Below are 24,263 nucleotides of genomic sequence, written 5' to 3'. Positions count from 1 at the left end.
TGCTAGGTCGCTACGGCGGCGCCCCCGGAGGGACGCCGCCGGCGAATCAGACTTCCTCGACGCTGCTCGGCTCGCGCCGCGAGAGGTCGATGCCCAACTCCTCGGCCGCGCGGAACACCTCGTCGTCCGTCTCGCGCATCTCGAGGGCCACGCCGTCGCTGGAGAGCACCTCGACATTCAGGCACAGCGACTGCAGCTCCTTGAGGAGCACCTTGAAGGACTCCGGGATGCCCGGCTCCGGGATGTTCTCGCCCTTGACGATCGCCTCGTAGACCTTGACGCGTCCGAGGACGTCATCGGACTTGATCGTCAGCAGCTCCTGCAGCGCGTAGGCCGCGCCGTAGGCCTGCATCGCCCAGCACTCCATCTCACCGAAGCGCTGGCCACCGAACTGTGCCTTACCACCCAGCGGCTGCTGCGTGATCATGGAGTAGGGTCCGGTGGAGCGAGCGTGGATCTTGTCGTCGACCAGGTGGTTGAGCTTCAGGATGTAGATGTAGCCAACCGCGATCGGGTCCGGCAGCGGCTCGCCGGAGCGGCCGTCGAACAGCCGCGCCTTGCCGCTCGCCCCGATCAGCTGGTTACCGTCCCGGTTGGGCAGCGTGCTGCTCAGCAGGCCGGCGATCTCCTCCTCCTTGGCGCCGTCGAAGACCGGGGTCGCCACGTTGGTGTCCGGCTCGGACTCCCCCGCGTTGATGGCCTTCAGCGCCCTCTTCCACTCGGTGTCGTCGCCGTCGATCTTCCAGCCCGTCTTGGCGACCCACCCGAGGTGGGTCTCCAGTACCTGGCCGATGTTCATACGGCTGGGCACACCGAGCGGGTTGAGCACGATGTCGACGGGCGTGCCGTCCTCGAGGAACGGCATGTCCTCGACCGGAAGGATCTTGGAGATGACACCCTTGTTGCCGTGACGGCCGGCGAGCTTGTCGCCGTCCTGGATCTTCCGCTTCTGGGCGACGTAGACGCGCACCAGCTCGTTCACGCCCGGGGACAGCTCGTCGCCGTCCTCGCGGCTGAACGTCCGCACGCCGATGACCGTGCCGGTCTCGCCGTGCGGCACCTTGAGGCTGGTGTCGCGCACCTCGCGGGCCTTCTCGCCGAAGATCGCGCGCAGCAGCCGCTCCTCCGGGGTCAGCTCGGTCTCGCCCTTGGGCGTGACCTTGCCGACCAGGATGTCGCCGGTGACGACCTCGGCGCCGATCCGGATGATCCCCCGCTCGTCGAGGTCGGCGAGCATCTCCTCGCTGACGTTCGGGATGTCGCGGGTGATCTCCTCCGGCCCCAGCTTGGTGTCGCGGGCGTCGACCTCGTGCTCCTCGATGTGGATCGAGGTGAGGACGTCGTTCTGCACCAGCTTCTGGGACAGGATGATCGCGTCTTCGTAGTTGTGGCCCTCCCAGGGCATGAACGCCACGAGCAGGTTGCGCCCGAGCGCCATCTCGCCCTCGTCGGTGCACGGGCCGTCGGCGATGACCTGACCCGCCTCGACCCGGTCGCCCTCGAAGATCACCGGCTTCTGGTTGACGCAGGAGCCGGAGTTGGAGCGGCGGAACTTGTGCAGCAGGTAGGTCCGGCGGTGGCCGTCGTCCTGGTGGATGGTGACGTAGTCGGCGCACATGTCCTCGACGACACCGCCGACCTCGGCCACGACCACGTCACCGGCGTCGACCGCGGCACGGTACTCCATGCCGGTGCCGACGAGCGGCGACTCGGCCTTGACCAGGGGCACTGCCTGGCGCTGCATGTTGGCGCCCATCAGTGCCCGGTTGGCGTCGTCGTGCTCGAGGAACGGGATCATCGCGGTGGCGACCGAGGTCATCTGCCGCGGCGACACGTCCATGTAGTCGACCTGTTCGGCGGGGACGTTGTCGACCTCGCCGCCCTTCCGGCGGACCAGGATCCGGTCCTCGGCGAAGTTGCCGTCGCTCTTCAGCGGGGCGTTGGCCTGCGCCTTGACGAACCGGTCCTCCTCGTCCGCGGTCAGGTAGTCGATCTGGTCGGTCACCCGGCCGTCGACGACCTTGCGGTAGGGGGTCTCCACGAAGCCGAACGGGTTGACCCGCGCGAACGTCGACAGCGCGCCGATGAGACCGATGTTGGGGCCTTCGGGGGTCTCGATCGGGCACATGCGCCCGTAGTGCGACGGGTGCACGTCGCGGACCTCGAAGCCGGCCCGCTCACGCGACAGACCACCCGGGCCGAGCGCGCTCAGCCGGCGCCGGTGGGTCAGGCCCGCCAGCGGGTTGGTCTGGTCCATGAACTGGGACAGCTGCGACGTGCCGAAGAACTCCTTGATCGCCGCCACGACCGGGCGGATGTTGATCAGGGTCTGCGGCGTGATCGCCTCGACGTCCTGCGTGGTCATGCGCTCGCGCACGACGCGCTCCATCCGGGACAGGCCGACGCGGACCTGGTTCTGGATGAGCTCGCCGACCGTGCGCAGGCGCCGGTTGCCGAAGTGGTCGATGTCGTCGGCCTCGTAGCCCTCTTCGCCCGTGTGCAGGCGGCAGAGGTACTCGACCGTGGCGACGATGTCTTCCTCGGTCAGCACGCCCTGGTTGATCGGGACGCTCAGCTCGAGCTTCTTGTTGAACTTGTATCGACCGACCTTGGCGACGTCGTACCGCTTCGGGTTGAAGAACAGGTTGTCCAGCAGGTTCTGCGCGTTCTCCCGCGTCGGCGGCTCACCCGGCCGCAGCTTGCGGTAGATGTCCAGCAGCGCCTCGTCCTGGCCGGCGATGTGGTCCTTCTCGAGCGTGGTCATCATGAGCTCGGACCAGCCGAACTTCTCACGGATGCGCTCGGCGGACCAGCCGATGGCCTTGAGCAGGACGGAGACGGCCTGCCGGCGCTTGCGGTCGATGCGGACACCGACGGTGTCGCGCTTGTCGATGTCGAACTCCAGCCAGGCACCCCGGCTCGGGATGACCTTGACGCTGGTGAGGTCGCGGTCGGAGGTCTTGTCCGGCTGCTTGTCGAAGTACACGCCCGGGGAGCGGACAAGCTGGCTCACCACGACGCGCTCGGTGCCGTTGATGATGAACGTGCCCTTGGGCGTCATCATCGGGAAGTCACCCATGAACACCGTCTGGCTCTTGATCTCGCCGGTGGTGTGGTTGGTGAACTCCGCGGTCACGAACAGCGGGGCGCAGTACGTGAGGTCCTTCTCCTTGCACTCCTCGATCGGGGCCTTGACCTCGTCGAAGCGCGGCGCCGAGAACGACAGTGACATCGTGCCGGAGAAGTCCTCAATAGGACTGATCTCATCGAGGATCTCCGCGAGCCCTGAACGGGCGTGCTGATCACCGGCCGTGCGGCTCTGCCAATTCTCGTTGCCAACCAGCCAGTCGAACGAGTCGGTTTGGATGGCAAGGAGGTTGGGAACCTCAAGGTGTTCGGTGATCCTGCCGAAGGAGACCCGGCGGGGAGCGTAAGCGCTCGAACTGGTCTTCGCAGGGCGGGAAGCTGCCAAGATGCGTCCTTCCGAGGACCGGTGTTGCAGACAGGCCGTTTCGCGTGCAGCCTGACGACCTCCGATGTGGAGGAGCCCACGAAGGGACCCCTCACGCCAGAGGTGAAGTCAGAAGACAGCGCAAACTAGCAGTGTAGCCGAAGGGCTAACCGCTGTCCAGCGGCCTCGTGCACGATGTTTTCAACGACCTTTTGCGAAGATCGTTTCTCCACCGGCCGAGCCGCTCGCGTCGGTCGTGGCCTGCGGCTCCCCGGTTGATGCGCTCAGAACCAGGCCCAAGAAGGGCCGGGGCACATCGGTCGGTCCGCTCGGCCGCCGCGTCCGCGGAAGGCAGTGCCTGATTAGCGTGCCTGCCCGCCGGTCATCGCGTCAAGGGTTCCCACGCGCGTCGAGGCACCGTGACAGATATCTCGCAGCCCGACCACTAAGTGTTGTGGTCGGCCCCCCTAGATCTTGGGTCCTTACAGGTTGCGAACGAAAAGGCGGCCGCCGGACATCCGGCGGCCGCCCACGTCGCGTGGCGCGAACTTACTTGAGGGTGACCTTGGCGCCCTCGGCCTCGAGCTTCGCCTTGGCCTTGTCGGCGTTCTCCTTGTTGGCCTTCTCCAGGACGGCCTTCGGAGCGGCCTCGACCAGGTCCTTGGCCTCCTTGAGGCCCAGGCCGGTCAGCTCGCGCACGACCTTGATGACCTGGATCTTCTTGCCGCCGTCACCCTCGAGGATGACGTCGAACTCGCTCTGCTCTTCCTTCTCCTCGACCGCCGGGGCAGCGCCGACGGCGGCAACCGCGACCGGAGCGGCGGCGGTGACCTGGAAGACGTCCTCGAACTGCTTCACGAACTCGGAGAGCTCGATCAGCGTCATCTCCTTGAACGCGTCGAGGAGTTCGTCGTTGCTCAGCTTCGCCATGGTGGCGTTTCCTTTCGAAAGTTTGGTTGGGGAGACGGGCTGATGCCTACTCGGCCTGGTCGGCCTGCTCGGCCGCGCCGCCGCCTGCTTCCTTCTCGCGCTTGTCTGCCAGAGCCTGGACGGTCCGGGCCGCCTTCGACAGCGGGGCCTGGAACAGCGCCGCGGCCTTGCTCAGGTTGCCCTTCATGGCGCCGGCCAGCTTCGCCAGCAGCACCTCGCGGGACTCCAGGTCGGCCAGGCGGCGGACCTCGTCCGCGCTGATGGCCTTGCCCTCGAACACGCCGCCCTTGATGATCAGCAGCGGGTGGGCCTTCGCGAAGTCGCGCAGGCCCTTGGCCGCCTCGACCGGGTCGCCGCCGACGAAGGCGAGCGCGGTAGGACCGGAGAACAAATCGTCGAGTCCGCTGATGCCCGCGTCCGTCGCGGCACGCTTCGCGAGCGTGTTCTTCGCGACGGCGTACGTGGTCTCACGGCCCAGGCTGCGGCGCAGCGTCTTGAGCTGCGCCACGGTGAGGCCGCGGTACTCGGTCAGCACGGTGGCCGTCGAGCCACGGAACTGCTCGGTGAGCTCCGCGACAGCGGTGGCCTTGTCGTCTCGAACCGGCTTGTCCGCCATGTCCCTCCTCTCTCCTTGCTTCGGGTGCTGGTCGGCCCCGGGCAATGAAAAACGCCCCGGCGCAGGGGCGCACGGAGCGGGAGGGCGGCGCACGGTGGCGCCGACGTTCACACTGCTGTCCGGCCCTGCGCGGGTCGCCCGCATTGCTGCGGGACCTTCGATGTCCGCTCACGCGGGACATGACCAGCGGTCTTCGGGTTTCGGCATTACAGTATCACGCCCGTGAGCGGCGCAGCGTCGCGTAGGCGGCGACCGCCGCCGCGGTCCAGGCCAGCCCCCAGGCGGTCGCCCCGGCCAGCGCCGGCAGGTGGGCAGCGCCGACGGTGTCGCGGGCCGTGGTCATCACCGGCGGGGCCAGCCACGGCACCGGGAAGCTCTTGAGGCCGAACACGATCGTGAAGACCGCACCGGAGACCAGCACGGCCAGCCCGCGGGCCGCCTGGGTGGTCACCGCCCGGCTGGACAGCGCGCCGAGCGCCACCGCCGGCAGCAGGAGCAGCAGGTGGGCCCACACGCCCAGCGCTATGCCGGTGGACAGCGGCGGGTCGCCGGCCCGCGGGGTGGTCACGCCGCCGACCACCCACGGCAGGACCAGCGCGACGAGCACCACGGGCAGGCCGGCGAGCACCGCGGCGACCAGGCCCGCGGCGACCTCCCGCCCGGCGCTGCCGACCGCGACCAGGCCGAGGCGCCGCTGCACGTCCGGCTCGACGTCGAGCAGGACCTTCGTCTGCCAGGCGAGCACCACGAAGAGGATCGCGGCGGAGACCCCGTAGGCCTCACCGGCCTGCGCCTGGCCGCCGCCGTAGAGGACCGAGAGCACGACCAGCGCGGCCAGCAGCGGGGCCGCGGCCCGGCCGGTGTGGACGAAGCCGGCCAGCCGCATGCGGATCAGCGCGATCATGACAGAGGCACCTCGTCGCGTACCGTCAAAATCTCGAAGCCCGCGGAGCGCAGCCGGCTGACCGCGTCCGGGGCCTCGGCCGCGTCGACCGCGAGTTCGATCACCTTCTTGCGGGCCGGCCGCTCCCCCGCCTGCACCTGACCGTCGCGGACGTGCCAGCGCCGCGCGCCCGGCAGCCGGGCGACCTCGCCGAGGTGGTCGCTGACCAGCACCGACCCGCCGCGCCCGACGACCTCGGCGACGATGGCCGGCACCTGCTCGCGGGTCTGCGCGTCGAGGCCCTCCCACGGCTCGTCGAGGACCAGCAGGCCCGGCGGCGCGAGCAGGGCCTGGACGAGCCCCACCTTCTGGGCCGAGCCCTTCGACAGCCGGTTGAGCCGGACGTCGAGAAAGTTTTCGAAGTGCAGCCGGCGCGCCCACCGCTCGATGTCCGCGGTGCCGTCGCGGCCGCGGATGGCCGCCATGTGGTTCAGGTGGGTACGGGCGGTGAAGGGCTGATCCGCGGGAAAGCGCTCGGGGACCCAGCCGACCACGGCGGGCCGACCGCTGATCGCACCCCGCCCGGGGCGCAGGACACCGGCCACGAGCTGCAGCAGCGTGGACTTGCCGGATCCGTTCGGCCCGGTCACGACGGCCGTCTCGCCCGGTTCGAGGGTCAGGTCGACGCCGCGCAGCGTCCAGGGTGCGCGACGGCCGTAGCGGAACCACACGTCCTGCAAACGCACCGGGACAGCGTGCCACAGACACGCTGTCCCGGGTGATCCCGCTTTGCTGGGAGTTCGGTGTTACTCCGCGGCGGTGACGCTGTCGTCCTCGAGGAGGTTGCGCGTCTTGTTCGGGTCGACCGGGATGCCCGGGCCCATGGTGGTGGTGATGAAGACCTTCTTGAGGTACTTGCCCTTGGCCGCCGAAGGCTTGGCCCGGTTGACCTCGTCGAGCACCGCGGCGTAGTTCTCGATCAGCTGCTCCTCGGAGAAGCTCGCCTTGCCGATGATCAGGTGCAGGTTCGAGTGCTTGTCGACGCGGTAGGTGATCTTGCCACCCTTGATCTCGTTGACCGCCTTGGTGACGTCCATGGTCACCGTGCCCGTCTTCGGGTTCGGCATCAGGCCGCGCGGGCCCAGGATCCGCGCGATCCGGCCGATCTTGGCCATCTGGTCGGGCGTGGCGATTGCCGCGTCGAAGTCCAGCCAGCCTTCCTGGATCCGGGCGACGAGCTCGTCGGTGCCGACCGCGTCCGCACCGGCGGCCTCGGCCTCGGCGGCCTTCGCGCCCTGCGCGAAGACGATGACGCGGGCGGTCTTGCCGGTGCCGTGCGGCAGGTTGACCGTGCCCCGGACCATCTGGTCGGCCTTGCGCGGGTCGACGCCCAGGCGCATGGCCACCTCGACGGTGGGGTCGAACTTCACGGTCGACGTCTGCTTCGCGAGACGGACGGCGGCCTTGGGGCTGTACAGCGCGTTGCGGTCGACAAGGTCGACGACCTTGCGGTAGTTCTTGCCGTGCTGCGACATGTCGCTCTGTTCTCCTGTGGTCTCAGTGCGGACGCCGTCCGGGCGTCCTCCCACTCGATGGCGGTGCTTCAGTCCTTGACGACGATGCCCATGGAGCGGGCGGTGCCGGCGATGATCTTCTCGGCCTGCTCGACGTCGTTCGCGTTGAGGTCGGCCATCTTCTTCTCGGCGACCTCACGCAGCTGGGCCTTGGTGATCGAGCCGACCTTGTCCCGCTGCGGGACGCCGGAGCCCTTGGGCACGCCGGCGGCCTTGAGCAGCAGGCGGGCGGCGGGCGGGGTCTTGAGGATGAACGTGAAGGTGCGGTCCTCGTAGACGCTGATCTGCGCCGGGATGATGTCACCGCGCATGGACTCCGTCTGGGCGTTGTACGCCTTGACGAACTCCATGATGTTCACGCCGTGCTGACCAAGGGCGGGACCGACCGGCGGAGCCGGCGTGGCCTGGCCGCCCGGCAACTGAAGCGTGAAGGTCTTGACGAGCTTCTTCTTCGGAGGCATGGCTGCTTTCGTCTTCCTGGGCTGGAATCGGTTCGTGCTGTTTTTACGCACGCATGAGCGCCCGGCAACTCGGGCCGGACGCTCTAGCGTACCGCAGCGGAATTAGATCTTCGTGACCTGGTTGAAGTTGAGCTCGACCGGGGTCTCGCGACCGAAGATCGAGACCAGCACCTTGAGCTTCTGCTGGTCGGCGTTGATCTCGCTGATGGTCGCCTGCAGCGAGGCGAAGGCGCCGTCGGTGACGGTGACCGAGTCGCCGACCTCGAAGTCGAGGACCTTGACCTCGGGCTTGCCGGCCTTCTTGCCCTCCTGCTGCACGGCGGGCGCCAGCCACTTGAGGACCTCGTCGAGGGAGAGCGGCGCCGGGCGGTCGGCGCGGTCGGTCGCCCCGACGAACCCGGTGACGCCCGGCGTGTTACGCACGCAGGAATACGACTCCGGGGTGAGCTCCATCCGGACCAGGATGTAGCCGGGGAAGACCTTGTTCTGCACCTGGGTGCGCTTGCCGTTCTTGATCTCGACCTCTTCACGAGTCGGGACCTCGACCTGGTAGATGAACTCTTCCATGTCGAGGCTCGTGATGCGGGTCTCGAGATTGGTCTTGACCTTGTTCTCGTAGCCGGCGTAGGAGTGCACCACGTACCAGTCACCGGGCGCGAAGCGCAGTGCGGCACGCAGCTCGGCGACGGGGTCCTCGGCGTCGGACGCCACCGTCGGGGTGGCGGCCGTCATCACCGTCGACGCTTCTTCGTGCTGCTCGTCGTCGGCACCGGGCGTCTCGTCGAATTCCTGCACGCTGCTCACTTCCGTCTGTCTGTCTTCGCCGGCGCCCGGTGCGGACCGGCGGTCGCCCTACCGGCCCACCGTCGCCTCGCTGGTCGGCGTCGCCGCCCGCCTCACCGGCGGGCGGTCGCCCCGGCCCTTACTGGTCGACGTTGCCGTTGCCGAAGGTCCAGAGGACAAGCTTCGCGAAGCCGAAGTCGAGGCCACCGACGATCGCCAGCATGATGATCACGAACACCACCACGACGAGCGTGTAGGTGCTCAGCTCCTTGCGGGTCGGCCAGATAACTTTACGCAGTTCGGCGACGACCTCGCGGATGAAGTTGATAAGCCGCACGAAGATGTTGTTCGAGCTGCCCTCTTTGACCTTGGTCTTCTTGCCGTCCTTGGTCTTCAGGTCCTTGACCTTGGTGTCCTTGGCGCGGCCGTTCTTGCTCGCGGTCTCGCCGGCGTCGTCGAGGTCGTCCTCGACGACGGCATCGTCGACGTCGTCCGCGGTGTCGAGGCTGTCCAGCTCGTCGGCGAACTCTTCCTCGATGGCGGCGTCCTCGGCGCTGAGCTCCTCTTCACGGCGATCGTCGGCGGGATTGGTCCCGCGTCGCCTGCGTTCGGCCACTTTCGCCCTCTTCCGTGATCTCGCGAGTGCTCGGTCCGTGTCGGCCGGCAGCAAGACCCCGGGCCTCGCGACCCGTCGACCACCGGTTCATGTCCGATCGTCGGGCCGCCGGCGGGAGCCGGCGGCACGCGGTCGGACCAACCGTGACCGCTGCGGTCGACGTCCCGACCTCATCGATCGGGACCACCAGACCCAGGTCAGGCCTTCGGCGCAGGGGCGACAGGACTCGAACCTGCAACCTGCGGTTTTGGAGACCGCTGCGCTACCAATTGCGCCACACCCCTTTGTGAAGAGGGCAACGTTCAGTTGCTCACCCCACGGCGGACCAGTGTACGGGTTGAGGCCGGGATATCCCAACCACCCCCCTCCTACTGGTTGCGGACCAGTGCCTTCGCGGCCCCCAGGACCTTCTCGCCCTGGCAGGTCGCCGTCACGTCGATCTGCACGAGGCCGTCGTCAAGGACCTTCTTCACCACGCCGCTCACCACGATCTCGGTGCCCTTCTCGTCGTCGGGCACCACGACCGGGTTGGCGAAGCGGGTGGAAAATTCCACGATCGAGGCGGTGCCGCCCACCCAGCAGGCGACGGCCTGGCCGGCCAGGCCCATGGTGAGCATGCCGTGGGCGATGACGCCGGGCAGGCCGACGGCGGTGGCCTGCCGGTCGCTCCAGTGGATCGGGTTGAAGTCGCCGGATGCGCCCGCGTAGCGCACCAGATCGGCGCGGGTGACCCGGAACGTCTGGGCCGGGAACTCGGTGCCTGGCTGCATCTCAGCCCTCCCCACGGATCACGAGCCGGGTCCAGATCGTCACGACGGGCTCGCCCTCGACCGTGGCCACCTCGTGCCGGGTGGTCAGGAAGGCGTGGCCGGCCCGGCTGCTGATCTCCTCGACCGTCATGACCGTGACCAGGTGGTCGCCGGCGACGATCGGGCGCTCGTAGCGGAACGTCTGGCCGCCGTGCACCACCCGGCTGTAGTCCATCCCGAAGGTGGGGTCGTCGACGAGCTGCTGGCCGGCGTTCTGGCTCAGGATGATCGCGAACGTGGGCGGCGCGATCACGTCGCTGTAGCCCTTGGCCCGGGCCTCGGCGAGGTCGCGGTGCACGGGGTCGGTGGCGCAGACCGCGTCGGCGAACTCGCGGATCTTCTCCCTGCCCACCTCGTAGGGCGGGGTCGGCGGGTACACCCGGCCCATGAACGACTGATCCAGCGGCATGGGATGGAACTTACCCGTAACGCGCCGATGCCCCGGCCTCAGGCCGGGGCATCGGGTTGTTTTTGGGACGACTACCGGGTCTCGCGGTGGACGGTGTGCTTGCCGTCGCGCGGGCAGAACTTCTTCAGCTCGATGCGGTCCGGGTCGTTGCGCCGGTTCTTCTTCGTGATGTAGTTGCGCTCTTTGCACTCCGTGCACGCCAGCGTAATCTTCGGACGAACGTCGGTCGCCTTGGCCATGGCGAAGTGCCTTCCTTCAGAGCGTTCTCGTGGGGCGGATCAGATCCAGCGAACCAGCATAGCGGCTCACACAGACGGACGCCCAATCGGGCGTCCTATGGTGCGTTCTGTAGCGGTGGCCGGACTTGAACCGGCGACACAGCGATTATGAGCCGCTTGCTCTGCCATCTGAGCTACACCGCCGCGGCGGACTCGATGTCTCAAGCCCGGTCTCGAGCCCCCTTACGGAATCGAACCGTAGACCTTCTCCTTACCATGGAGACGCTCTGCCGACTGAGCTAAGGGGGCGCATCGCATACGTTCCCGCACACGCGCTCGCTAAGCGTACACGGCCCCCGGCCGGGCACGAAATCGACTTACCCACTTTCCGTCTTTTCCCAGCTCACGGCGCGTTTTGGGCGCTGCGTCCCGATCGGCGCCCGTCGGGCTACGGGACGGCCCGCAGCCAGCGGACCTCGCCCGCCGGGGCCTCGGCCGGGTCGGCGGCCGTCTGGACCTGCAGCCAGGACTCGAAGCGCTCGTACGGCAGCGGCCGGCTGAACAGGAAGCCCTGCCCCATGTCGCAGCGCATGTCCTCGAGCAGGCCGAGGGTGAGTTCACTTTCCACGCCCTCGGCGACGACGTCGAGCCCGAAGTTGCGCGCCATGTCCACGATCGTGCGCACGATCTCGAGGTCGCCCGGCGACGTCGCCATGCCCTGCACGAACATCCGATCGATCTTGACTTCCTGCACCGGCAGCCTGCTGAGGTCGGCGAACGCCGAGCGCCCGACGCCGAAGTCGTCGACCGAGAGCCGGACGCCGAGGTCGCGGAGCCGGTCCAGCGTCGGCAGCGCGCGCCCGCCGGCCAGCAGCCCCTCGTCCTCGGAGATCTCCAGGATCAGCCGGTCGGCCGGCACGCCGTGCCCGTCGAGCAGCTCGGAGATCTGCAGCGGCAGGTCCGCGTCGCCGAGGGTCCGGGCGGACAGGTTGACCGCGACGGCGAGCGGCCGCCCGGCGTCGGCCCACTCCCGGGCCCGCCGGATGCCCTCGCGCAGGACCACGCCGTTGAGCCGGGCCAGCTGGCCGGTGTGCTCCGCCACGGCGACGAAGTCGGGCGGGGCGACCTGGCCGTGCACGGGGTGCTCCCACCGTGCGAGGCACTCGACCCCGACCAGCCGCCGGTCGGTGAGCGCGACCTTGGGCTGGAAGTACACCTCGAGCTCGCCGTTGGTGAGCGCGGTCCGCAGGTCGGCCGCGAGCCCCAGCGGTCCGCAGGTCGGCCGCGAGCCCCACGCGCCGCACCGCCCGCGACTGCAGCCCGGCGTTGAACACCTGCACGACACCCCGCGACTTGGCCACGTGCGTGGCCACGTGCGCGCGCTGCAGCAGCACCTCGGCGTCGGCGCCGTGCTCCGGGTAGATCGACACCCCGACGTTGGCGTCGACGTCGACGGTGAGCGGCTCGATCACCATCGGGTCGCTGAGCCCGTTGCGCAGCGTCCCGGCGACCGCGACGGCCGCCTCGACGCCGGCGGTGCGCAGCTCGATCGCGAACTCGTCGTCGCCGACCCGCGCCACCAGGGCACCCTGCGGGGCGAGGCTCTGCAGCCGCCGGGCCACCTCGACCAAGACCTTGTCGCCGGCCGTATACCCGAGCGAGTCGTTGACCTGGCGCAGCGCCACGACGTCGAAGAGCAGCACCGCCACGACCTCGCGCTGCCCGCGGCCGCTCATCGCCTCGCCCAGCGCCTCGAGCATCCGCCGTCGGTTGGCCAGCCCGGTGAGGGCGTCGTGGTTGGCGTCGTACTGCAGCCGGTCGACGAGCCGGCTGTTCTCCACGGCGACGCCGGTGTGGGCGGCGAGGGCCTCGATCAGCTGGACGTCGTCGGCGCCGAAGGCGCTCCGATCGCCGAGCCGGCCGGCCACCTCCAGGGTGCCGACGGTGACACCGCCAGAGCGCAGCGGGACCACGATGATGTCCTTGACGCGGGCCTCCTGCAGCTTCGAGCGCAGCTCTGGGTCGCCGGTCTTCGGCCCGACGGCCACCGTGCGCCCGGAGCGCATCGCCAGGTCGCGGAAGAGGTCGGGGGTCGGCGCGACGTCCAGCAGCCCCGGGTAGTCGAAGCGGGCCGAGAGCAGCAGCTCGTCGTATCGGCCCTGGCTGGGCAGCCACAGGGTCGCCGAGTCGGCGACGAGCAGCGCGCGCACCCGGCCGAGCAGCACGTCCGGCAGCGTGCCGTCGTGGTTGGTGCTGGCGATGTCCCGGGTCAGGGCGTACATCTCGGTGAGGCTCTTGTGCTGGCGCAGGAACTGGGCGTAGGCCCGGTTGCCGATGATCAGCACGACCGCGAGCAGGATGAGCAGGATGCTCGACCACGGGCTGGCGTGCAGCGTCAGCAGCATGACCAGGCCGAGCACGATGTTGACGCCCATGACCACGTGGCCGGGCACCGCGGTGCGCAGGAACTGCGGCACGTGCTTCGCACCGTGCAGCAGCGCCATCACGCCGCCGACCGACGCGAGGTTGAAGAAGTTGCTGGTCACGATCGCCAGCCCGAGCACGAGCCACGTGCGCGGATCAACCTCGGGGCCCAGGCCGAACAGGAAGACCACGAGGTTGGCCGCCGAGACCGCGGCTGCCTGGTTGGCGGCGTTGAATGCGGCCTTGTGCGGACCCAGCCGGAGCGTGAAGCCGTTCCAGGTCAGGTCCGCGATCACCCGCACGGCGATGACCAGCAGCGGCGACAGATAGAACAGCGCCAGTAGCAGCGGCACGTCGCTCATGCCGACTGCCAGCGCCTGCCGGCGGACGTCGAAGCGGAGCCGCATGTGTGCGGCCAGAATCGCCAGCACCAGCAGCGCCGGCGCGTATCCGATGTGGTGGTCCAGGGGCGCCACGCGGCCGGACAGCAGCACCGGCAGCGAGAGGAGCAGCGCCAGCATGAACAGCGGGCCAGTGATCAGCCACGCGTGCGCATCAGGCCTGCTGATCGGCGTCTTCGGTGCGGGCAACTGCTCCCCAATCGCACGAGACCGTGGTCCGGGTCAGCCGCCCGCCACATCGGACGCGCCGGGCCGGCTACTCCCAGCCGTAGTCTTCTTTGACGAAGACGCGCTCCGTAACCGGCGTGATCGAGGGCGCCTTGGTCACACCGAGCGAAATCGGCACGGCGACGAAACGGCTCTGGGAGACCACGTTCGCATGTGCCGCCGCACCCGATAAGCCGAGCGCCACGGTCCCCGCGCCGATCGTGACCGCCAATCGAACGATCCACCGGCCGAGCGTCCTGTCACGCATATCTCGCTCCCATGCGGTCGTAGTGACACCTGGTCCGGATTGGTTACCCACGATCGTGCCATAACCCACGCGGGAACCAACAGAGCGCAGCCCAAGATGACTCGGTCGCACGGAAGAATCGACCTTTCGGCCGATTTCGGTGTGGTCGGACCGGCTATATCAGCTCACTCGCCGGAGCTTCCGTGCAACGCTTCGGCGCCGCCATGAGTCGATCCGGCTCGGCATCTCCCGCCGGTCGGACTCGGCAGCGACCACCTCCCGCCGGTCGGGCTCGGCGACCACCCCCCGCGGCTCGTGCCCGGCAGCGGTCACCTGCCGCCGGTCATGCCCGGCGGCGACCCCCTTCCGGCGGTGGGGCTTGGCGGCGGTCACCTCCCGCCAGTTGGGCTCGACGGCGATCACCGCCGACTCGATCCACTCGACGGCCTCCAGCTCAGATCCGAACGTTCGGCTCCGTGCGCGCCCGTCGGGGCCGCCGCGGCGGAGCTCGACCTGCCAGCGGCCGTCGACCGCGTTGCGTACGTAGACGTCACGGCGCGTCAGCCGCGACCAGCACCCGTTCCACCACCGTCGCTCGTTCATGGGTACATCTTAGAACGGGTGTACGACAATTTTCGGCCCTTCGAGATCCGCAGCAGCCCCTGCTGCGGTGTTAGGTTCCGAAGGTGGAGTTTCCGGGCAAGGGTCTCGCCAAGGGGCTGGCCGTCACGCTGGGCACGATGACCAAGCGGGCGCACACCCAGCAATACCCGGACGTCGAGCCGGACCTGCCGCCGCGCTCGCGCGGCGTGATCGCGCTGCTCGAGGAGAACTGCACCGTGTGCATGCTGTGCGCGCGGGAGTGCCCCGACTGGTGCATCTACATCGACTCCCACAAGGAGGAGGTGCTGGTCCCCGGCGCGGCCCGGGCGCGCCAGCGCAACGTCCTGGACCGATTCGCGATCGACTTCTCCCTCTGCATGTACTGCGGGATCTGCGTCGAGGTCTGCCCGTTCGACGCGCTGCACTGGTCGCCCGAGTTCGAGTACGCCGAGCACGACATCCGCGACCTGCTCCATGAGAAGGAGCGGCTCGAGGAGTGGGTCCCGACCGTGCCCGCGCCGCCCGCCCACGATCCGCGCGGCGAGCCGGCGAAGGAGCAGACGGCCGCGGCGAAGCGCGCCGCGCGGGATGCTGACTGACGCTCGCGCACGCCGCGTAGCGGCCTGCGGACCGTGCGCAACTTTCCCGAGCGGTCTGCGGCCTGGTGGTCGATTCGTGTCGTACCCGGGTGGCAGGATGTCCGCCATGAGGGTGGCGCAGCGATGACCGTGGCCGATGTGCTCACGGCGGCGCTCGGCGCGGTGGCGCTGGGGGCCGGCCTGCTGGTCGTGACCACCCGGCACGTCGTGCGGGCCGGGCTGTGGCTCGTCGTCGCCCTGGGCGCGATCGCCGGGCTCTTTCTGGTGCTCACCGCCGAGCTCGTCGCCTGGGTCCAGGTGCTCGTCTACGTCGGCGCCGTCGTGGTGCTCCTGCTCTTCGCCGTCATGCTGACCCGCGCGCCGATCGGCGCCAGCGCCGATCTGGACCGGGTCCGCTGGCCGGGCGCCCTGGTCGGCGCCGGGGCCGGGGCGGGGCTGGCGGCGCTGCTCATCGACGCCTTCCGCTGGACGCGGGTCGAGATGCCCGAGCCGGGCACCGCGCAGCGACTCGGCGAGGCGCTGTTCCGCACCTGGGTGCTGCCGTTCGAGCTGGTCTCGGTGCTGCTGCTGGCGGCGCTGATCGGCGCGATCGTGGTGTCCCGGCCCGATATCGGCGCCCGGGCGGCGGGGCGGAGGCGAGGCTGATGCATCCGGCGCTGCCGTTCACCATCGCGGCCCTGCTGTTCGGCATCGGGGTCTACGGCGTCCTCGTGCGCCGCAACGCCGTGCTGCTGCTCATGGCCGTCGAGCTGATGCTCAACGCGGTCAACCTGATCTTCGTGACCGCCGATGCCTCGATCCGGGCCGCGGTGCCGCGGGCCGGGCAGTCGTTCGCGCTGTTCGTAATCGTGCTGGCCGCGGCCGAGATCGGCGTCGGGCTGGCGCTGATCCTGCAGCTGTACCGGCTGCGCCGCACCGTCGGCGTCGACGACCTGCCGCTGGCCGACGCGCCGCCCGATGCCGGTGGCGGCCCCAGCGCCGGCTCGACCGGCGGGCCCACCGGATCGGACGGACCCGACGGCCCGGACAAACCCGATGATCCCGACGTTCCGGGCGGGTCCGTGGCTTCGGACAGATCGGCCGAGTCGGACGAGGCGGGGGTGGCCGGGTGAGCGTCGATCCGCTGGGCGCGGCGCTGCCGGCCGTGCCATTGGGGCTCGGGCTGGCGGGGCTGCTGGTGCCGTACCGGATGCGGGGCCTTGCTGCCCTGCTCGGGATCGGCGGGGCGGCCGTCGCGCTCGCGTGCGCGATCGCCGTCGCGCTGCGCGGGGCGCGCGGGGCGGACGCCGGGGTCACCGTCGCGGAGTTCGGCCGGTTCCCGGTCACGTTCGGCACCTGGCTCGACGGGCCGGCCGGGCTGGTCGCCGTCGCGGTCGGCGTGGTGGCGCTCTGCGTCCAGGTCTACTCGGTGGCCTATCTGCACGACGACGAGCGGTATGCGCCCTATGCCGCGCAGGTGAGCCTGTTCACCGGGGCGATGTTGCTGGTGGTCGTGTCCGGGGACCTGATCGCGCTGCTGGTGGGCTGGGAGGTCATGGGCATCTGCTCGTACCTGCTGATCGGCCACGACCGGCGGCTGCCGGAGGCGCCGGGGGCGGCGGTGAAGGCGTTCCTGGTCACCCGGGTGGGCGACGTCGGCTTCCTGCTCGGCATCGTGCTGCTCGGCCTGCACGCGCACAGCTTCCGCATCGCCGACGTGTTCGCGGCGGCCGGCTCCGGGGCGCTGTCCGCCGGCACGGTGACCGCGGCGTGCGTGCTGCTGCTGGCCGGGGTGGCGGGCAAGAGCGCGCAGTTCCCGCTGCACACCTGGCTGCCCGACGCGATGGCCGGCCCGACGCCGATCTCGGCCCTGATCCACGCCGCGACGATGGTGGCGGCCGGTGTTTACGTGGTGGCCCGGCTGTATCCGCTGTTCGAGCGCTCACCCGCGGCGCTGGTCGTGCTCGCCGTGATGGCCTCGGTGACCATGCTGCTCGGCGCCCTCAGCGCGCTCGGGCAGGACGACATCAAGCGGGTGCTGGCCTGGTCGACGGTGAGCCAGCTCGGATACATGACCGGCGCCCTGGCCGTGGGCGCGCCCGCCGCGGCGCTGTTCCACCTGCTCACGCACGCCGCCTTCAAGGCGCTGCTGTTCCTCGCGGCAGGATCGGTGATCCACGCCGTCGGCAGCAACCGGATGTCGGCGATGGGCGGGCTGCGGGAGCGCATGCCGGTGACGTTCTGGACCATGACCGTCGGGCTGGGCGCGCTGGCCGGGGTACCGCCGCTGGCCGGCTTCTGGAGCAAAGACGCGATCCTCGAGGCCGCCGCCGGGTCGGGGCCGGTGCCGAGGGGCGTCGCCCTGATCGTGCTGTGCTCGGCCGGGGCGACGGTGGCGGTGACCGCGGCATACGTCGTGCGGCTGTGGCGGCGCACCTTCCTCGGCGAGCCGCGCGGCGAGGCGGCCCGGACCGGTCACGAGCCGGGCTGGGCGATGCGGGGGCCGCTGCTGGTCCTGGCGGTGCCGTCCGCGCTGCTCGGCCTGGCCGGGCTGGTGCCGGGCTTCGGCGCGCGGCTCGGCTCCGCCGAGCGGCTCGCGGCGGTGGGCTGGACGACGGCGGCGGCCCTGGTGCTGCTGCTGGCCGGCGGCTGGGTGGCCTGGCGCCGCACGTCGCGGGGCGACCTGGTGGCGCCGGACACCGGCGCGGGCCGGCTGCTGGCCAACGCCTTCTATCTCGACGCCGTGCAGGACGCGCTCGTCACGCGGCCCGTTGTGGCGCTGGCCGGGCTCGCTCGGCAGGCCGACGAGCGGCTGGTCGACGGGGCGGTCGAGGGGGTCGGCGCGGGCGCCGGGGGGCTCGGCGGGCTGCTGGCGCGGGCGCACACCGCCGCGCTGCCGCGGGCCGCGACGGCGGTGCTCGGCGGGGCGGTCGTCCTCGCCGTCGTGATCGCGGTCGTCCTGGGGGTGGCGCGATGACCTCCGGGCAGACCCTGCTGCTGGCGACCCTGCTGTTGCCGGCGATCGGCGCCCTGCTGGCCGCCGGGCTGCCGGCGCGGCTGGACCGGGCGGGGCGGATCGGCGGCACCGTGTTCGCCGCGGCCACGGCCGGCGTCGTGGTCGCGCTCGGGCTGTCGGGCACCCCGGGGACGGGGCAGCGGCGGATCGAGCCGTTCGCCGAGATCGACGTGCCCTGGGCGCCTGCGCTGAGCCTGCGCTTCCACATCGGCGTCGATGGCATCTCCTATCCGCTGGTCGCGCTGACCGCGCTGCTCACCCTGCTGTGCTGCGCCTACTGCCTGTGGCGGGTGCCGGAGCCGGGGCGGGGGCGCCTGCTCGTGTCCCTGCTGCTGGTGCTCCAGGCCGGCATCACCGGGGTGTTCCTCGCCCTCGACCTCGTGCTGTTCTTCGTGTTCTTCGAGGTCGTGCTCCTGCCGATGTATGCGGTGATCGCCGTGTGGGGCGGCGCCGACCGGCGGCGGGCCGCGCGCAAGTTCGTGCTCTACACGCTCTTCGGCTCCGTGCTGCTGCTCGTCGGCGTGTTCGTGGTGGTGGCGGCGTCGGGCACGGGCGACATCGTGGCGCTGAGCGACCCCGCCGTCCGGCCGATGTCCGCGGGCGTGCAGTTGCTGGCCTTCGTACTGCTGGCGCTCGCCTTCGCGGTCAAGAGCCCGCTCTGGCCGCTGCACACCTGGCTGCCGGCCGCGCACACCGAGGCGCCGACGGTCGGCTCGGTGATCCTGGCCGGCGTGCTGCTGAAGCTGGGCACGTACGGTCTGCTGCGGGTGGCGGTGGGCGTGGCACCCGATGGCGCGGAGCGCAGCGCGCCCGTGGTCGGGGCGCTGGCCACCGCGGCGATCATCGCCGGCGGCCTGATCTGCCTGGCGCAGACCGAGCTCAAGCGGCTGATCGCGTACTCGTCGGTCGGGCACATGGGCTTCGTCCTGCTCGGCGTGGCGACCCTCACCGCCACGGGCATGCAGGCCGCGCTGATCGGCAACATCGCCCACGGGGTCGTCACCGGGCTGCTGTTCTTCGTCGCCGGCGGGATCAAGGACCGCGCGCACACCGGGGACCTCGCCCGGCTCGGCGGGCTGCGGGAGACCGCGCCCGCGCTCAGCGGCGTGCTGGCCTACGCGGCGATCGCCTCGCTGGGCCTGCCAGTCCTGGCCGGCTTCTGGGGCGAGGCGTTCGCGGTGCTGGCCGCGTTCGAGCGGGGCGGCCCGCTGTGGACGACGCTCGGGGCGCTGGCCGCGGTCGGCGCGGCGATCGCCGCCGCCTACTTCCTGCGGCTGCTGCGGCGGGTCACCCACGGTCCGGCCGCACCCGCGGTCGCCGGGCTGGGGCCGGCCGCGCGGCTGGGCCCCGGCGAGCTGGTCGCCTGGTCGCCGCTGATCGCGCTGACGCTGGCCGTCGGCGTCGCACCGGCCCTGGTGCTGCACTGGTCCAATGCGGCGATCGAGGCGCTCGCGGGGGTGTTCGGGCGATGAGGATCGATCATGTGGCGCTGATTCCCGCGTACGTCGCGGCGGGCACGGCGCTGCTGGCGCTGCTCGTGGACCTGATCGCGCCCGGCCGGCGAGGGCCGGTGGTGGTCGCGACCGCGCTCGGCATGGCCGGGACCGCGGCGGCCGCGATCGCGGTCGGCGTCGGCGGCGGCCACCGCACATCCCTGTGCCTCGAGCCGGACCGGTGCTCGCTGGTGCTCGACCCGGCCGCGGCGATCGTCGCCGGGGTGTTCGCGGGGCTGGCGCTCGGGGCGCTGGCGCTGTCGGTGCCACTGCTGCGCACGGGCGAGGTCCCGGTCGGCGAGTACTGCTTCCTGCTTGCCGCCTCGCTCACCGGGGCCGTGGTGCTGGGCGGCGCGCGCGACCTGATCACGCTGATCGTGGCGCTGGAGACACTGACGCTGCCGCTGTACGTGCTGGTCGGGCTGCGGCGCGGGGCGCGCGAGGGCGCGTCGGCGGCGGTGACGTTCTTCGTCGTGAGCGTGGCGTCGACCGCGGTCGCGCTGCTCGGCGCGGCGCTGGTGTTCACCGCGACCGGGGGCGTGCACTTCGCCGACATCGCCGCGGGGCCGCTCGTGCCGGGCGCGAAGCCGCTGCTCGAGGTCGGCGTGGTGCTGCTGCTGACCGGGCTCGCGTTCAAGGTGGCCGCGGTGCCAGCGCACGCCTGGGCGCCGGCGACCTACGACGGGGCGCCGCTGCCGGTCGCCGCATACCTGTCGACCTCCTCGAAGCTGGGCGGCGTCGTCGCGCTGCTGCTCGTCGGGGTGTCGGCGGCGCGGCCGGTGCTGTCGACGTCTGGGCTGGTGCTCGCGGCGCTGGCCGTGCTGAGCATGACCGTCGGCAACCTGGTGGCGCTGCGGCAGCGGCGGATGGTGCGGCTGCTGGCCTGGTCGTCGGTGGCACAGGCCGGATACGTGTTGGCCCCGCTCGGCGCGCTGATCGCCGCCGACGACGTGACGCCGCTGCTGGTCGCGGCCACGATCGGATATGCCTTCTTCTACGTGCTGCTGGAGTTCTCCGCGTTCGGCGCGCTGGTGGCGGTGCGGGGCGCGGGCGACGGCGGGGCGATCGCCGACTACCGCGGCCTCGCGCGGCGATCCCCCTGGTCCGCCGGGGTGCTGGTGCTCGCGCTCGCCGGCCTCGCCGGGCTGCCGCCCGGGCTCGCCGGGCTGTTCGCGAAGGTGGCGGTGGTCCAGGCGTTGCTGGGCGGCGACGCCACCTGGCTGGCCGTGGTCGTGGCGATCAACGCGGTGATCGGACTCGCCTACTACGTGCGCGTCGGCGCGACCCTCTTCGCACCCGCCGAAGCCCGTGACGAGGCCTACGAGGGTGAAATGCCGGGGGAATTCGCCCCATCGGGTGGCGGGCGAGCGCCGTGGCCGGTTGTCACGGCCGTGGCGGTTGCGGCGGTTATAGCGGTAATTGTCGGGTTTGGGCCTGAATTGGTCATGCGCGCGGCGGCGACATTCGGCTAAAGCTTTCAGCTAGCTCACAGCTAGCACCGGGAAGGCACACCGGGAGTCGCGCTGTTATTGAAGACATGCAGCACAGGCATTTCAACGGCTTGAAGACGGCGGCCCTTCTCGGACTGCTGACCTCGCTGATTCTGCTTGTCGGCTACTGGCTCGGCGGTAGCACCGGTCTGGTTATCGCCGTGATCCTGTCGCTGGCGATGAACGCGTTCAGCTACTTCTACTCCGACAAGATCGCCCTGCGCGCCATGAACGCGCAGCCGGTGACCGAGGCACAGGCGCCGCAGTTGTACGCGATGGTGCGGGAGCTCGCGACGTCGGCCGGGCAGCCCATGCCCCGGCTGTACATCAGCCCGACCCAGCAGCCCAACGCCTTCGCCACCGGGCGCAACCCCAAGAACGCGGCCGTGGCGGTGACCGCGGGCATCCTCGACATGCTGACGCTCCGCGAGCTTCGGGGCGTCATCGGGCACGAGCTGTCGCACGTGTACAACCGGGACATCCTGATCTCCAGCGTCGCCGGCGCGCTCGGCGGCATGATCACCATGCTGGCCAACCTCGCGATCTTCCTGCCGATCGGCGGTTCGAGCGACGACGAGGACGGGCCGGGCATCGTCGGCGTCCTGCTGATGCTGATCCTCGGCCCGCTCGCGGCCATGGTGATCCAGCTGGCGATCAGCCGGAGCCGGGAGTACGAGGCGGACGAGTCCGGCGCGAAGCTGACCGGCGACCCGCTGGCGCTGGCGAGCGCGCTGCGCAAGATCCACCGTGGTACCCAGGCGCTGCCGCTGCCGGCCGACAGCCAGCTGGCCAGCCAGGCGCACCTGATGATCGACAACCCGTTCAAGGGCGGTGGCATCGCGTCGCTGTTCTCCACGCACCCCCCGATGGAGCAGCGCGTCGCGCGGCTGGAGGAGATGGCCGGTGTGAGCAGCTACCGGTAACCGCGTCGAAACGAACCAGGGCCCGCCGTACAATCGGCGGGCCCTGTCGTGTGTAAGGAGTGAGGCCGCCGTGAGGCAGTACATGTCCGTCTGGCGGCTTCCCGGCGCGCCCCTCCTGCTGATCGTGAGCGTGCTGGCACGCCTCGGCATCGGAATGGTGTCGCTGTCGCTGCTCCTGCTGCTGCAGCAGGCGCACGGCCGGTACACCCAGGCGGCGCTCGCCTGCTCCGTCTACGCGATCGCGAGCGCCGCGGCCAGCCCGGTGGTGGGCCGGCTGGCGGATCGGATCGGGCCGGCGCCGGTCCTGGTGATCACGGGGTTGGTGTACCCCTGCTGCCTGGTCTTTCTGATCTTTGCGGGCCTGCGGGACCTGCCGCTGCCGATCGTGCTCGGCGCCGCGGTCCTGGCCGGCGTGACCTTTCCGCCAATGACGGCCGCGGTGCGCGGCACCTGGAACGCGCTGACCGACGACGAGCCCGAGGTGCGGGTCACCGCCCTGGCCGCCGAGACGGCACTGTTCGAACTCGTCTTCGTCGTGGGCCCGATGCTCGTCGCGCTCTGCGTGGCGCTGTGGCAGCCCGCGGTGGCGCTCGCGGGCGCGGCGGGCATCACACTGATCGGCACGCTGGCGGTGGCGCGGGGCCAAGCGATGCGCTCCTGGCGGCGCCACGAGGGGCACGCGCCGGCGCGGGGACTCGGGCCGCTGCGGGTGGCCGGCTTCCCCGCCCTGCTGGTCACGGCGTTCGGCCTGGGCTTCGCGTTCGGCGGCACCGGCGTGGCCGTGCCGGCCTACGCGACCGAGTACGTCGCCCACGACCCGCAGAGCGCGGGCGGCATCCTGCTCGGCGTGTGGGGCATCGGCAGCGCGGCGGCCGGCGTGTGGTTCGGCAGCCGCCCGCGCACCCGGGCGCGGCTGCGCTGGATGCTGGCCGGGGTCGCCGCCAGCCTGGCGATCCTGGCGGCGATGCCCAACGCGGTCGCGCTCGGCGTCGCCCTCGTGGTCGGCGGCGCGACCATCGCCCCGGCGCTGACGGTCCAGAACTCGATGGTCGGCGCGATCGTGCCGCGGTCGATGCTGAACGAGGCGTACACCTGGCTGGTGACCGTCTCGGTCGGCGCGAGCGCGGCCGGGGTCGCGGTGACCGGCCTGGTCGTCGACCGCCCGGGCGGCGCGCCCTGGGCGTTCATGCTGGCCGGCGCCGCGGTGGCGGCGGGCGCCCTGGTCGCGCCCGAGCCGCTCACGCACACGAGCTCTCCGGACCAGGCGCCCGTGTAGCTTGCTGGTTCAGCGCAACCGGCGGTCACGCTGAACCAGCCGCACCGGCCTCAGCGGTAGTTCGTGAACTGCAGGGCGATCCCGAAGTCCTCCTGCTTGAGCAGCGCGATGACCGCCTGCAGGTCGTCCTTCTTCTTGCCGGTCACCCGCAGCTGATCGCCCTGGATCTGCGCCTGGACGCCCTTCGGACCCTCGTCGCGGATCTTCTTCGAGATCGCCTTGGCCTTGTCCGACTCGATGCCCTGCACGATCCGCGCATCGATCTTGAAAGTCTTGCCAGACGCCCGCGGCTCGCCCGCGTCGAGCGACTTCAGCGAGATGTTCCGCTTGACCAGCTTCTCCTTGAAGACCTCGAGCGCGGCGACCACCCGCTCCTCGGTCTCCGCCTGGAGGGCGACCGCCTCCTCCCCGGCCCACTTGATCTCCGCCCCGGTGCCGCGGAAGTCGAACCGCTGCGCCAGCTCCTTCTCGGCCTGATTGAGCGCATTGTCAACCTCCTGCCGGTCGACCTTGCTGACGATGTCGAACGAGGGTGCCGAAGCCATGGCAGACGCTCCCTGGTGACTGCGTGCGGACGGTTGTGGGCGTGCCGAGGGTACCCGTTTGCATTGCCCCCGGGTCGTACCGCTATTCTGGCTTCCGCCAGGCGGGTTGCCCGAGCGGCCAATGGGAGCGGACTGTAAATCCGTCGCGAAAGCTACAGAGGTTCGAATCCTCTACCCGCCACCGGCAAGAAAGAAGGCCCTCGACCAGGGGAAACTCTGGACGGGGGCCTTCTTCATGTGTCCGGCCCGGTCCCGGTGAATCCAGCCATCCACGGCTGGTTGTGGGCACATCGTGGGCGGGTCGATCTTG

Annotated in this window: 22 protein-coding genes, 4 tRNA genes and 2 pseudogenes; 9 read left to right on the top strand and 19 right to left on the bottom strand. The window is 70.6% G+C overall.

What is annotated here, in order from left to right:
- Nucleotides 1–46: 46 nt before the first annotated feature.
- The 18 genes and pseudogenes from ACGFI8_RS08750 to ACGFI8_RS08665 all read right to left on the bottom strand — a co-directional run bounded on the left by ACGFI8_RS08750 (nt 47) and on the right by ACGFI8_RS08665 (nt 14,632).
- Nucleotides 47–3,472 carry a DNA-directed RNA polymerase subunit beta gene (locus ACGFI8_RS08750; protein ID WP_392801954.1) on the bottom strand — a complete coding sequence of 1,142 codons (3,426 nt, stop codon included), beginning with the start codon at nt 3,470–3,472 and terminating at the stop codon, nt 47–49.
- A gap of 528 nt (nt 3,473–4,000) precedes the next feature.
- Entirely contained in the window at nt 4,001–4,381 is a 381-nt protein-coding gene (rplL, locus tag ACGFI8_RS08745; protein WP_392801951.1) for a 50S ribosomal protein L7/L12, read from the bottom strand.
- Between the two features lie 46 nt (nt 4,382–4,427).
- Nucleotides 4,428–4,997 carry a 50S ribosomal protein L10 gene (gene rplJ / locus ACGFI8_RS08740; protein WP_392801949.1) on the bottom strand — a complete coding sequence of 190 codons (570 nt, stop codon included), beginning with the start codon at nt 4,995–4,997 and terminating at the stop codon, nt 4,428–4,430.
- A gap of 214 nt (nt 4,998–5,211) precedes the next feature.
- Complete coding sequence (locus ACGFI8_RS08735; RefSeq protein WP_392801947.1) at nt 5,212–5,901, bottom strand: hypothetical protein; 690 nt, start codon at nt 5,899–5,901, stop codon at nt 5,212–5,214.
- Nucleotides 5,898–6,626, bottom strand: a complete 729-nt coding sequence (locus ACGFI8_RS08730) for an ATP-binding cassette domain-containing protein (protein ID WP_392801945.1) — start codon at nt 6,624–6,626, stop codon at nt 5,898–5,900. Before ACGFI8_RS08730 ends, ACGFI8_RS08735 begins: the two co-directional genes overlap by 4 nt.
- Nucleotides 6,627–6,686: 60 nt before the next feature.
- Complete coding sequence (gene rplA, locus ACGFI8_RS08725) at nt 6,687–7,415, bottom strand: 50S ribosomal protein L1 (RefSeq protein WP_392801941.1); 729 nt, start codon at nt 7,413–7,415, stop codon at nt 6,687–6,689.
- Nucleotides 7,416–7,483: 68 nt separating this feature from the next.
- A complete protein-coding gene (gene rplK / locus ACGFI8_RS08720; RefSeq protein ID WP_392801938.1) occupies nt 7,484–7,915 on the bottom strand; it encodes a 50S ribosomal protein L11 in 432 nt (143 codons plus the stop codon).
- A 102-nt stretch (nt 7,916–8,017) separates the two neighbouring features.
- Complete coding sequence (gene nusG, locus ACGFI8_RS08715; protein ID WP_392802870.1) at nt 8,018–8,650, bottom strand: transcription termination/antitermination protein NusG; 633 nt, start codon at nt 8,648–8,650, stop codon at nt 8,018–8,020.
- A 187-nt stretch (nt 8,651–8,837) separates the two neighbouring features.
- Entirely contained in the window at nt 8,838–9,314 is a 477-nt protein-coding gene (gene secE, locus ACGFI8_RS08710) for a preprotein translocase subunit SecE (RefSeq protein WP_392801935.1), read from the bottom strand.
- 211 nt (nt 9,315–9,525) lie between these two features.
- A tRNA-Trp gene (locus ACGFI8_RS08705) sits at nt 9,526–9,598 on the bottom strand.
- Between the two features lie 84 nt (nt 9,599–9,682).
- Entirely contained in the window at nt 9,683–10,084 is a 402-nt protein-coding gene (locus ACGFI8_RS08700; protein WP_392801933.1) for a MaoC family dehydratase, read from the bottom strand.
- A 1-nt stretch (nt 10,085) separates the two neighbouring features.
- Complete coding sequence (locus ACGFI8_RS08695) at nt 10,086–10,532, bottom strand: MaoC family dehydratase N-terminal domain-containing protein (protein WP_392801930.1); 447 nt, start codon at nt 10,530–10,532, stop codon at nt 10,086–10,088.
- A gap of 71 nt (nt 10,533–10,603) precedes the next feature.
- Nucleotides 10,604–10,771: a 50S ribosomal protein L33 gene (rpmG, locus tag ACGFI8_RS08690; protein ID WP_033357682.1), complete on the bottom strand. Its 168-nt coding sequence runs from the start codon at nt 10,769–10,771 to the stop codon at nt 10,604–10,606.
- A 110-nt stretch (nt 10,772–10,881) separates the two neighbouring features.
- Nucleotides 10,882–10,954: transfer RNA gene (locus tag ACGFI8_RS08685), tRNA-Met, on the bottom strand.
- A gap of 32 nt (nt 10,955–10,986) precedes the next feature.
- Nucleotides 10,987–11,059 (bottom strand) — tRNA-Thr (locus ACGFI8_RS08680).
- A 139-nt stretch (nt 11,060–11,198) separates the two neighbouring features.
- Nucleotides 11,199–13,764, bottom strand: a pseudogene (locus ACGFI8_RS08675) (putative bifunctional diguanylate cyclase/phosphodiesterase).
- Nucleotides 13,765–13,831: 67 nt separating this feature from the next.
- Complete coding sequence (locus ACGFI8_RS08670) at nt 13,832–14,050, bottom strand: hypothetical protein (RefSeq protein ID WP_392801927.1); 219 nt, start codon at nt 14,048–14,050, stop codon at nt 13,832–13,834.
- A 159-nt stretch (nt 14,051–14,209) separates the two neighbouring features.
- Nucleotides 14,210–14,632 carry a hypothetical protein gene (locus tag ACGFI8_RS08665; RefSeq protein WP_392801924.1) on the bottom strand — a complete coding sequence of 141 codons (423 nt, stop codon included), beginning with the start codon at nt 14,630–14,632 and terminating at the stop codon, nt 14,210–14,212.
- 83 nt (nt 14,633–14,715) lie between these two features.
- Here ACGFI8_RS08665 and ACGFI8_RS08660 point away from each other — a divergent pair.
- The 8 genes and pseudogenes from ACGFI8_RS08660 to ACGFI8_RS08625 form a co-directional block, all read left to right on the top strand.
- A pseudogene (locus ACGFI8_RS08660) lies at nt 14,716–15,228 on the top strand (NuoI/complex I 23 kDa subunit family protein); the annotation flags it as partial.
- 126 nt (nt 15,229–15,354) lie between these two features.
- Nucleotides 15,355–15,876 carry an NADH-quinone oxidoreductase subunit J gene (locus ACGFI8_RS08655; protein WP_392801922.1) on the top strand — a complete coding sequence of 174 codons (522 nt, stop codon included), beginning with the start codon at nt 15,355–15,357 and terminating at the stop codon, nt 15,874–15,876.
- A complete protein-coding gene (gene nuoK, locus ACGFI8_RS08650) occupies nt 15,876–16,343 on the top strand; it encodes an NADH-quinone oxidoreductase subunit NuoK (RefSeq protein ID WP_392801919.1) in 468 nt (155 codons plus the stop codon). The genes ACGFI8_RS08655 and nuoK overlap by 1 nt, the downstream gene beginning before the upstream one ends.
- Complete coding sequence (locus ACGFI8_RS08645) at nt 16,340–18,187, top strand: NADH-quinone oxidoreductase subunit L (protein WP_392801917.1); 1,848 nt, start codon at nt 16,340–16,342, stop codon at nt 18,185–18,187. The genes nuoK and ACGFI8_RS08645 overlap by 4 nt, the downstream gene beginning before the upstream one ends.
- Nucleotides 18,184–19,698 carry a NuoM family protein gene (locus ACGFI8_RS08640; RefSeq protein WP_392801914.1) on the top strand — a complete coding sequence of 505 codons (1,515 nt, stop codon included), beginning with the start codon at nt 18,184–18,186 and terminating at the stop codon, nt 19,696–19,698. Before ACGFI8_RS08645 ends, ACGFI8_RS08640 begins: the two co-directional genes overlap by 4 nt.
- A complete protein-coding gene (locus ACGFI8_RS08635; RefSeq protein ID WP_392801912.1) occupies nt 19,695–21,191 on the top strand; it encodes an NADH-quinone oxidoreductase subunit N in 1,497 nt (498 codons plus the stop codon). The genes ACGFI8_RS08640 and ACGFI8_RS08635 overlap by 4 nt, the downstream gene beginning before the upstream one ends.
- 65 nt (nt 21,192–21,256) lie before the next feature.
- Nucleotides 21,257–22,132 carry a zinc metalloprotease HtpX gene (gene htpX, locus ACGFI8_RS08630; protein ID WP_392801909.1) on the top strand — a complete coding sequence of 292 codons (876 nt, stop codon included), beginning with the start codon at nt 21,257–21,259 and terminating at the stop codon, nt 22,130–22,132.
- Nucleotides 22,133–22,202: 70 nt separating this feature from the next.
- Nucleotides 22,203–23,408 carry an MFS transporter gene (locus ACGFI8_RS08625; protein WP_392801906.1) on the top strand — a complete coding sequence of 402 codons (1,206 nt, stop codon included), beginning with the start codon at nt 22,203–22,205 and terminating at the stop codon, nt 23,406–23,408.
- Nucleotides 23,409–23,458: 50 nt separating this feature from the next.
- Here ACGFI8_RS08625 and ACGFI8_RS08620 read toward each other — a convergent pair whose 3' ends face one another.
- Nucleotides 23,459–23,953 carry a YajQ family cyclic di-GMP-binding protein gene (locus ACGFI8_RS08620; RefSeq protein ID WP_392801903.1) on the bottom strand — a complete coding sequence of 165 codons (495 nt, stop codon included), beginning with the start codon at nt 23,951–23,953 and terminating at the stop codon, nt 23,459–23,461.
- 100 nt (nt 23,954–24,053) lie between these two features.
- Here ACGFI8_RS08620 and ACGFI8_RS08615 point away from each other — a divergent pair.
- Nucleotides 24,054–24,134: transfer RNA gene (locus tag ACGFI8_RS08615), tRNA-Tyr, on the top strand.
- The last annotated feature ends 129 nt before the right edge of the window (nt 24,135–24,263 follow it).

It is taken from the genome of Dactylosporangium sp. NPDC048998 (assembly GCF_043197855.1).
GTDB lineage: Bacteria > Actinomycetota > Actinomycetes > Mycobacteriales > Micromonosporaceae > Dactylosporangium.
Note: the sequence above shows the minus strand (reverse complement) of the source record. Positions and strands in the feature narration are given on the sequence as shown.